This window comes from Rossellomorea sp. LJF3 (assembly GCF_037046045.1).
Classification (GTDB): domain Bacteria; phylum Bacillota; class Bacilli; order Bacillales; family Bacillaceae_B; genus Rossellomorea.
The window spans coordinates 195,681-205,011 of record NZ_JBANLY010000005.1; the positions used below are offsets into that span (position 1 = coordinate 195,681).

At 44.9% G+C, this 9,331-nt stretch carries 8 protein-coding genes; all 8 read right to left on the minus strand.

Translation table 11 applies throughout. From position 1 onward, the window contains the following. Nucleotides 1–13 precede the first annotated feature (13 nt). Nucleotides 14–1,306: a phosphopyruvate hydratase gene (gene eno, locus V8G47_RS07815; protein WP_034764211.1), complete on the minus strand. Its 1,293-nt coding sequence runs from the start codon at nt 1,304–1,306 to the stop codon at nt 14–16. Between the two features lie 13 nt (nt 1,307–1,319). Then, nucleotides 1,320–2,855 carry a 2,3-bisphosphoglycerate-independent phosphoglycerate mutase gene (gpmI, locus tag V8G47_RS07820; RefSeq protein ID WP_336199611.1) on the minus strand — a complete coding sequence of 512 codons (1,536 nt, stop codon included), beginning with the start codon at nt 2,853–2,855 and terminating at the stop codon, nt 1,320–1,322. Then, nucleotides 2,848–3,612 carry a triose-phosphate isomerase gene (gene tpiA, locus V8G47_RS07825; protein ID WP_336199612.1) on the minus strand — a complete coding sequence of 255 codons (765 nt, stop codon included), beginning with the start codon at nt 3,610–3,612 and terminating at the stop codon, nt 2,848–2,850. The genes gpmI and tpiA overlap by 8 nt, the downstream gene beginning before the upstream one ends. Nucleotides 3,613–3,673: 61 nt before the next feature. After that, nucleotides 3,674–4,858 carry a phosphoglycerate kinase gene (locus tag V8G47_RS07830; protein WP_336199613.1) on the minus strand — a complete coding sequence of 395 codons (1,185 nt, stop codon included), beginning with the start codon at nt 4,856–4,858 and terminating at the stop codon, nt 3,674–3,676. A 182-nt stretch (nt 4,859–5,040) separates the two neighbouring features. Beyond that, complete coding sequence (gene gap / locus V8G47_RS07835) at nt 5,041–6,048, minus strand: type I glyceraldehyde-3-phosphate dehydrogenase (RefSeq protein WP_044338275.1); 1,008 nt, start codon at nt 6,046–6,048, stop codon at nt 5,041–5,043. Between the two features lie 55 nt (nt 6,049–6,103). After that, the gene (locus V8G47_RS07840; RefSeq protein WP_034764220.1) at nt 6,104–7,123 is read right to left on the minus strand and encodes a sugar-binding transcriptional regulator; all 1,020 of its coding nucleotides are present in this window, start codon (nt 7,121–7,123) and stop codon (nt 6,104–6,106) included. Between the two features lie 149 nt (nt 7,124–7,272). Beyond that, nucleotides 7,273–7,518: a glutaredoxin family protein gene (locus V8G47_RS07845; RefSeq protein WP_336199615.1), complete on the minus strand. Its 246-nt coding sequence runs from the start codon at nt 7,516–7,518 to the stop codon at nt 7,273–7,275. A gap of 158 nt (nt 7,519–7,676) precedes the next feature. Then, complete coding sequence (gene rpoN, locus V8G47_RS07850) at nt 7,677–9,017, minus strand: RNA polymerase factor sigma-54 (RefSeq protein ID WP_336199616.1); 1,341 nt, start codon at nt 9,015–9,017, stop codon at nt 7,677–7,679. Between the last annotated feature and the right edge of the window lie 314 nt (nt 9,018–9,331).

A 9,331-nucleotide genomic window follows, 5' to 3' on the forward strand; every position in this document is an offset into this window, starting at 1 on the left:
CTTCAATCGCTAATTAGCGATTAACGTTATAGAATGTTTTCGCTCCAAGATATTGAGCTGTGTGTGCCAATTGATCTTCGATGCGAAGAAGTTGGTTGTATTTCGCTACGCGGTCTGTACGTGATGGTGCACCTGTCTTGATTTGACCAGCGTTTGTTGCAACAGCGATGTCAGCGATTGTGCTGTCTTCTGTTTCACCAGAACGGTGAGAGATGACGGCTGTGTAACCAGCGCGTTTCGCCATTTCGATCGCGTCGAATGTTTCAGTCAGTGTACCGATTTGGTTCACTTTAATCAGGATCGAGTTACCGATACCTTGCTCGATACCTTGAGAAAGCTTAGTCGTGTTTGTAACGAATAGGTCATCCCCTACTAATTGAACCTTGTTACCGATACGGTCAGTCAGTAGTTTGAAACCATCCCAGTCATTTTCGTCAAGACCATCTTCGATTGAGATGATTGGGTATTTATTACACATTTCTTCGTACCAATCAACCATTTCTGCTGACGTACGAACAACGCCTTCGCCAGAAAGATGATATTTACCATCTTCTTTATTGTAGATTTCAGAAGCTGCTACGTCCATTGCAAGAAGAACTTCTTCACCTGGCTTGTAGCCTGCTTTTTCGATTGCTTCGATGATGGTAGAAAGAGCTTCTTCATTGGATTTAAGGTTTGGAGCGAATCCACCTTCGTCACCAACAGCCGTGTTGTAGCCTTTTGATTTAAGAACTGATTTCAGGCTATGGAAAATTTCAGCACCCATGCGAAGACCTTCTTTGAAAGTAGGCGCTCCTACAGGCATGACCATGAATTCCTGGATGTCTACGTTGTTATCAGCATGCTCTCCACCATTTACGATGTTCATCATTGGTACTGGAAGCTGCTTCGCGTTGAATCCACCAAGGTATTGGTATAATTCCACTCCGAAGAAGTCAGCAGCTGCGCGTGCAACAGCCATGGATACACCAAGGATTGCGTTGGCACCTAATTTACCTTTGTTTTCTGTACCGTCAAGAGCGATCATCGCCTGGTCGATTGCTACTTGTTCAGTAACATCGTAACCGATGATTTCTTCAGCGATTTCATTGTTTACGTTATCGACTGCTTTTTGTACCCCTTTACCAAGGTAGCGGTCTTTTTCTCCGTCACGAAGTTCAACTGCTTCGTATTCACCAGTTGATGCTCCAGATGGAACAAGCGCGCGCCCGAAAGCACCTGATTGTGTGTAAACTTCTACTTCGATTGTTGGGTTTCCGCGTGAATCCAATACTTCACGTGCATATACGTCTGTAATAAATGGCATTTAGAATCTCTCCTTATTTTTTAATTAATGATGTTCCAGTCATTTCGTCTGGTTGGTTTACATTCAATAGATCTAACATGGTCGGGGCAAGGTCTCCAAGGATCCCACCGTCACGAAGCTCCACGCCTTCTTTTGTCACGATGACAGGGACTGGGTTCGTCGTGTGGGCGGTCATTGGTTGGCCTTCTTCCGTCACCACTTCATCAGCATTCCCATGGTCTGCAGTGATGATGGCTGTACCGCCTTTTTCCGTGATGAGATCAATGATCTTGCCAAGACACTCATCCACCGTTTCGATTGCCTTGATGGTTGGCTCAAGCATACCTGAGTGACCGACCATATCCGGGTTGGCAAAATTCAGGATGATGGCGTCCTGACGATCTTCACGAATTTCTTCCAGTAAAGCGTCCGTGACTTCATAAGCACTCATTTCAGGCTTCAAGTCATACGTTGCCACTTTAGGAGAATCGATCAGGATCCGTTTCTCACCAGGGAATTCCGCTTCACGTCCACCGCTCATAAAGAACGTGACGTGTGGATATTTCTCTGTTTCAGCGATGCGCAATTGCTTCAGTCCGTTTTGTGAAAGGACCTCGCCAAGCGTGTTATCAAGGTTTGTCGGTTTGAATGCTACAAAACCGTCAACCGTTTCACTGAAACGTGTCAGGCACACAAAGTGAAGATCTTTGGGGAATTTGTCCCCGCGGTCGAATGAACGGAAATCTGCATTCGCAAATGTATTCGAGATTTGGATGGCACGGTCCGGACGGAAGTTGTAGAAAATGACTGCATCTTCGTCTTTGATCGTTGCGACCGGCTCTCCGTTTTCTTTTGTAATGACAGATGGAATGACGAATTCATCATGGATTCCATTTTCATACGAATCGTTTACAAGTTCGATTGGATCCTGATAGCTTGGGCCTTCACCATACACCATGGCACGGTAGGATTTCTCCACCCGTTCCCAACGCTTATCGCGGTCCATTGAATAGTAACGACCTGAAATCGTCGCGAATTGTCCTACGCCGATTTCCTTCATTTTTGCTTCCGCGTCTTCAATATACTTCTTCGCCGTTTGAGGGCCGACGTCTCGACCGTCAAGGAAGGCATGGACATAGACATCTTTCATTCCTTCTTTGGCCGCTAAACCAAGAAGGGCATAAAGATGCTCGATATGGCTGTGCACTCCGCCATCCGAAAGCAGTCCGAAGATATGAAGATTCGTGCCTTTTTCTTTTGCATGATTGATGGCATCCAGGAACGTGGTATTCTGTTCGAATTCCCCTTCACGGATGGCCAAATTCACACGCGTCAAGCTCTGGTACACGATACGTCCTGCACCGATATTCAAGTGACCCACTTCTGAGTTCCCCATTTGACCTTCAGGGAGTCCCACAGCTTCGCCACTCGCTGTCAGTTGACTATGTGGATATTGATTCCACAGGCGGTCAAAGTTCGGCTTGTTTGCCTGAGCGACCGCATTTCCTTCTTTCACATCACGGAAGGCAAAGCCGTCCAGGATGATTAATGCTACTGGTGACTTACTCATTGTTGCTAGCACCTTCCAACAATTGCAGGAAGCTTTGTGGTTCAAGGCTTGCTCCACCTACAAGGGCACCATCGATATCAGATTGAGCCATGTATTCCTTGATGTTAGCAGGCTTTACACTACCGCCGTATTGAATGCGCACGGCGTCTGCAGCTGTTTCAGAGAATTCTCCTGCAACCACTTGACGGATGTGGGAACATACTTCGTTCGCATCTTCCGCTGTAGAAGATTTACCAGTACCGATTGCCCAGATTGGCTCATAAGCAATGACCGTTTGTTTCACTTGATCTTCAGAAAGACCTGCAAGTGCTTTTTTCACTTGAGTCCCGACAAGTTCCTTTGTTTCGTTGTTTTCGCGTTGTTCAAGTGTTTCACCTACACAAACGATCGGTGTTAAACCGTGTTTGAATGCAGCAAGAGTCTTCTTGTTCACTGACTCATCTGTTTCGTTGAACATTTCACGACGTTCAGAGTGTCCAAGGATGACATATTGTACACCCAAGTCAGAAAGGGCTACAGGGCTAACTTCTCCTGTGAATGCTCCGTTTTCTTCAAAGTGCATATTTTGAGCACCTACAGCCACTTTAGAATCTTTCGTCAAGGTCACCAGGGTTTCTAAAAATAGGGCTGGTGAACAAATGACAGAGTCCAATACTTCCTGATCAGGCACAAGTCCTTTTACTTCTTCAGTGAAGGATTTAGCTTCTCCAAGCGTTTTGTTCATTTTCCAGTTACCTGCAATAATCGGTTTACGCATTGTCCTCATCCTTTCTGTTTTTCATATCGGTTCAGCAAGATGTTGGTCTTTGATGAAGCGATTACTTATCGTTAAGAGCCACTACTCCCGGAAGGTCTTTTCCTTCCATGAATTCGAGTGATGCTCCACCACCTGTAGAAATATGACTCATCTTGTCAGCATAACCGAATTTTTCTACGGCTGCTGCAGAGTCACCGCCACCGATAACAGAATATGTATCTGTTGCATCGGCTAACGCCTCCGCTACGGCTTTCGTTCCATTTGCAAATGTTTCTAATTCGAATACACCCATCGGTCCGTTCCAGATCACAAGCTTAGAATCTTTGATTGTATCCTGGAATAGAGCTCTCGTCTTAGGTCCGATATCAAGTGCTTCCCAATCTGAAGGGATTGAATCGATATCCACTTCTTTCGTATTTGCATCATTTGAGAAGTCATCAGCAACGACTACATCAACAGGCATAAGGAATTTAACGCCTTTGTCTTCTGCTTTTTTCATGAATTGCTTCGCTAAATCAATTTTATCTTCTTCAAGAAGGGATTTCCCTACCTCATGGCCTTGGGCTTTCACGAATGTGTAAGCAAGTCCTCCGCCGATGATCAGGTTGTCCACTTTATCTAATAAGTTGTCAATGACACCGATTTTGTCTTTTACCTTTGCTCCACCGACGATGGCTGTGAATGGGCGCTCCGGATTGGATAGGGCTTTTCCTAATACGTCAAGCTCTTTCTCCATCAGTAGTCCTGCTACAGCCGGAAGGTGCTTTGCCACTCCTTCAGTAGAAGCATGTGCACGGTGAGCAGCACCGAATGCATCGTTCACATAAAGGTCAGCAAGCGCTGCGAATTCTTTTGCAAGCTCAGGGTCATTCTTTGTTTCCCCAGGGTAGAAGCGAACGTTTTCCAGTACAAGAACGTCACCTTCAACCATGTCACTGATCTTTGATTGAACAGCTTCACCATATGCCTCATCTGCTTTGGCTACGTTTTTCCCCAGAAGTTCGGAAAGTCTTTCAGCCACAGGTGTTAAACGCAGCTCTTCCACCACTTCACCTTTCGGACGGCCTAAGTGACTAGCCAGAATGACCTTTGCTCCGCCATCAACCAAGTACTTGATCGTAGGGAGAGCAGCTTGAATGCGGGTTTCATCTGTGATCTTGCCTTCAGACATCGGTACGTTGAAGTCCACACGGCAAAATACGCGTTTCCCTCTTACATCGACATCTTTAATCGACTTTTTGTTCATCGTAAAAGGCCTCCTTTAGTTTTCAATTTCTACATCTTTTTCAAAAAAATAGAAACAACAATAAGAAAAGGGAGAGGGGAATCTTCCCCGCTCCCCTTCATCACATCTTCATTATAGATGGTGGGACAAAATTTATCCATCAATCACCATGCTAATGATGTCAATTTACAAAACTTTATGGATTAAAGTCCTTTTGAAGCGATATAACCAGCTAGGTCTACTACACGGTTAGAGTATCCGCTCTCGTTATCGTACCAAGAGATAACTTTTACCATGTTGTCTTCTAGAACCATTGTAGAAAGTGCATCGATTGTAGAAGAAGCCGGGCTACCGTTGTAGTCAGTTGATACTAAAGGCTCTTCGCTGTAAGCAAGGATTCCTTTAAGATCGCCTTCAGCAGCTTCTTTAAGAGCTGCATTCACATCTTCAGCCGTTACGTTCTTATCAAGTTCAGCAACTAAGTCTACTAGAGAAACGTTTGGAGTTGGAACACGAACCGCTCCACCGTTCAGTTTCCCTTTAAGCTCAGGAAGAACTAGAGATACAGCCTTCGCAGCACCTGTAGTTGTTGGAATCATGTTCTCAGCAGCTGCACGTGCACGACGGTAATCTTTATGTGGTAAGTCTAAGATTTGTTGGTCGTTTGTGTAAGAGTGGATGGTTGTCATCATTCCACGCTTGATTCCGAATTTATCGTTAAGAACTTTCGCGAATGGCGCTAAGCAGTTTGTAGTACAAGATGCGTTAGAGATAACGTCGTGGCTGGCCGCGTCGTATTTATCTTCGTTTACACCCATAACAACTGTGATATCTTCATCAGATGCAGGAGCAGAAATGATTACTTTCTTCGCACCGGCTTCGATATGTTTCGCAGCGTCAGCACGCTTTGTGAAACGGCCAGTAGATTCAACAACGATATCTACACCAAGATCTCCCCAACCAAGTTGAGCAGGATCGCGCTCTGCCAATACTTTTACTTTCTTACCGCCAACTACAAGGTAGTCACCGTCAACAGTTACTTTCTCTTGAAGAGTTCCGTGAACTGTATCATATTGTAAAAGGTGAGCAAGCATGTTTGCATCAGTTAAGTCATTAACTGCTACTACCTCTACGTCGTTATTTTTAAGTGCTGCACGGAATACATTACGTCCGATACGTCCAAATCCGTTAATACCAATTTTTGTTGCCATGAATAATTTCCTCCTTTAGATAGTTAAGGATGATTTTTTTATATTTCAAAAGGGCTTACCCTTTTAAAAGCTCTCTCGCTGCTCCTTCATCCGTGATGAGCACGGTTTTATGAGGAGCACCCTTCATATACGCCCGAATCGCTTTTGCCTTCGAACTGCCGCCAGCGACGGCAATGACGTTTTCGATGTGACTTAAGTCTTCTAATTGCAGGCCGATCGTCGGCACCTTATGTACCACTTCACCTGCTTCGTCAAAATAGTAACCAAATGCTTCCCCGACGGCGTGACCCCCGGTGATTTTCTCGAAATCTTCTTCCGTGGTCTTTCGTCTTTCTGCCATTGTGATAGCATCCCCAATTCCATGGAGAACCATGTTGGCCGATTTGATCAAATTTAGGACTTCTTTGATCATCGGTTCCTTCAAGAAGGACTTATATACTTCTTTACTAACCTGATCCGGCACATATAAAACACGATGACGCGTCCCTGTGTGCTCTGCCATCTTGGCACATATGGTGTTGGCCTGGTTCTTTACATCTTCCCCGATTCCACCCCGAGCAGGAACGAACAAGGTTTCGTCAGAGAAATCAGGTGTCAGCCTTTCTGCTACGGCTGCCATCGTCGAACCTCCAGTCACAGCGATGATAGTATTCCCCTTAAGTCGGCGTTTCATACTAGCAGCTGAAGCACGCCCTAATTCTTCTTTTACCCAAGGAGACTCATCACTATTCCCCGGAACGATTACAATTTCATGAAGATTAAGTAACGATTTTAATTCCTGTTCCATTACATTGATCCCGGAAATCTCTCTCATCATGCTTTCAAGGTTCTCTAAAAGCTGGATACCATCTTCCGTCATGATCATCCCGGAAGTCTTGATATCAATGAGATCTTGATTATTCAGGAACTCCACTTCACTTCTCAGTACGCGTTCCGTCAGGCCCATATTCTGAGCAAGACTTCTGCGTCCGACAGGCTGCATGAACCGGATGGAACGTAGAATCTGATGCCTTTTTTGCATAATTTCAAGCAGGTCAGGTAATAATCGCTTTTGTATGTCAATTAAAGATTCCATAGTTAAAAGCTCCTTCAAATGAAGTGCGCGGATGCGTTGGACTCATTAAGTCCCACATAGACATATTATGTCCCACTACCTCCAAAAAAAATTCATCCCTGCTTACAAGTTTCATTTTATCAGGGTATGAATCGTAATTCAACTAGAAACTATCGGGTTTTTTCATGTAAACGCTTGCTGAGCGTAAAATAATCAATCTGCCCATACTGAAGGATTTCCCCGTCCAGTTCCACGACCGGGATCATCAGTCCGAAACGTTCCGTGAGGTCATCGCTTTTATCGATGTCCTCTTCTTCAATGGAAAAGCCCATCTCATCCTGAAGGAGTTTCAGGGTGATTTTTGCGTCTTTACAAAGTCCACATTGTGTGCGGGTGTAGAAAATGACTTGCTTCATATTATTGCCTCGCTTTGTTTAGTTGTAGGGAGTGTCAGGTTGGGTTGTTATTTTTGTACCAGGTACATTCGGGCTTTCGTGTACCTGGTACAAATTGGCTTCGGTGTACCAGGTACAAACCAACCATTGTGTACCTGGTACACTCTCCATGCAATCCTCTATTCATATCTCTTCCTCATCGTAGAAGAAGTGATCCCCATTTGATCACGGTATTTGGCGATGGTCCTTCTGGAAACATCATAGCCTTTATCCAATAATAGATTCACAATCTTCTGGTCAGATAGAGGCTTTTTCTTGTCTTCTTCATCAATCAGTTTCTGAAGCTCATTTTTCACGGTCCGGGCAGACGCCGCTTCTGAATACTCAAGTTTGACTGATTTGATCGCTGAGGTAAAGAAGTACTTCAACTCGAAGATCCCAAAAGGGGTTTGCATATACTTCCCCTTCACGGCACGGCTGATCGTCGATTCATGTACATCGATTTCATCGGCGACCTGCTTTAACGTCAGGGGCTGGATTGCAGATGGTCCTTCCAAAAAGAACGACTTCTGCTTCTCAGCAAGCATCTTCCCCACTTTCAGGATCGTCTGTTTCCGCTGACGTAAACTTTGCAGGAGCCACCGGAAATCCTGCTCCTTCTCTTGAAGATAGGTTTGGACTTCCTTATCCGGGTGATTTTTCAGGAAATCCGTGTACTCTTCATTATAAGTGACGTTAACGGTTGTCCCATCATGTAACGATACGGTCACGGTATGCCCGTCGATCACGTTCACCACAAGCTCGGGAATAATGTATTCAGCGATATGCTGGGAGTATTTCGATCCCGGCCTCGGGTTGCACTGTTGGATGAAATCGGCAGCCTGCTGGATGTCTTTCAGTTCAACCCCAAGCTCCTTGCCGATCGCCTTCCACTTCTTTTCCCCAAAGGCTTGAAAATGATCGGTTACAATCTGCTTCACCAAAGGGGGAACATCTGCTTTTCGCTGTAACTGAAGGGAAATGCACTCCTGCAGGGATCTCGCCCCTATCCCAGCCGGTTCCAACTCCTGAATCCTCTTAATATAGGTTTCCAGTTGAGCCCATTCCAAACCATGTTTTTGCATGAAGGATGGTTCATCCACCCTTAAATAACCGTTGTCATCCAAGCTGCATATTAATTCATCAAGTATCTTCCGATCGAAGGAAGTAAGCGATTTCAAATTTATTTGAACAGATAAAGCATCCGCAAGGGTATTCGTCGGCACGGAAACATATTCATACCAGTCCACCGTATGCTCGGGATTGCCGGCATTTCGTTTATACGTATAAGGTTCTCGTTGATAGAGGGAGTCTTGTTTAGGCGGTTCTACTTGTATAAGGGGATTCTCTAATTGCTTAGCTTCTAAATAAGCATTCAGTTCCATCGTAGAATATTGGAGGATGGTGATGGCTTGAGAAAGCTGTTGAGTCATTTGAAGTTTGAGTTGTTGATTTTGAAAAAGTCCTGCTTTCAAATTCATGATTACTAACCTCCCATTTATCTATTCTACAATAAAATTGGGTGTTCGTTAATGGGAATTCGTTGGTAGTATTATATATATGATATTCTCCAAAAATTTCACAGAGAATGTGGTAGTTGATTTCCGCTGCAGGTGCTCGCTTTCCGCGGGGCGTGAGTTGAGCCTCCTCGGGCTTGCCCTGCGGGGTCTCAACTTTCACGCGTTTCCCGCAGGAGCTATTCCTGTGAGATGAGAATTCATCTATTGCATAAAAAAAGACCCTCCGTTATGATGCAGGTGCTAACCAATCGCTCATAACTAAGGAGGATCTTCAC

Bases quoted from the DNA above. Each gene is read 5' to 3' on its own strand.
- V8G47_RS07840 (WP_034764220.1), bottom strand. From the start codon at position 7,123: ATGGAATCTTTAATTGACATACAAAAGCGATTATTACCTGACCTGCTT.
- V8G47_RS07845 (WP_336199615.1), bottom strand. From the start codon at position 7,518: ATGAAGCAAGTCATTTTCTACACCCGCACACAATGTGGACTTTGTAAA.
- gap (WP_044338275.1), bottom strand. From the start codon at position 6,048: ATGGCAACAAAAATTGGTATTAACGGATTTGGACGTATCGGACGTAAT.
- eno (WP_034764211.1), bottom strand. From the start codon at position 1,306: ATGCCATTTATTACAGACGTATATGCACGTGAAGTATTGGATTCACGC.
- tpiA (WP_336199612.1), bottom strand. From the start codon at position 3,612: ATGCGTAAACCGATTATTGCAGGTAACTGGAAAATGAACAAAACGCTT.
- V8G47_RS07830 (WP_336199613.1), bottom strand. From the start codon at position 4,858: ATGAACAAAAAGTCGATTAAAGATGTCGATGTAAGAGGGAAACGCGTA.
- rpoN (WP_336199616.1), bottom strand. From the start codon at position 9,017: ATGAATTTGAAAGCAGGACTTTTTCAAAATCAACAACTCAAACTTCAA.
- gpmI (WP_336199611.1), bottom strand. From the start codon at position 2,855: ATGAGTAAGTCACCAGTAGCATTAATCATCCTGGACGGCTTTGCCTTC.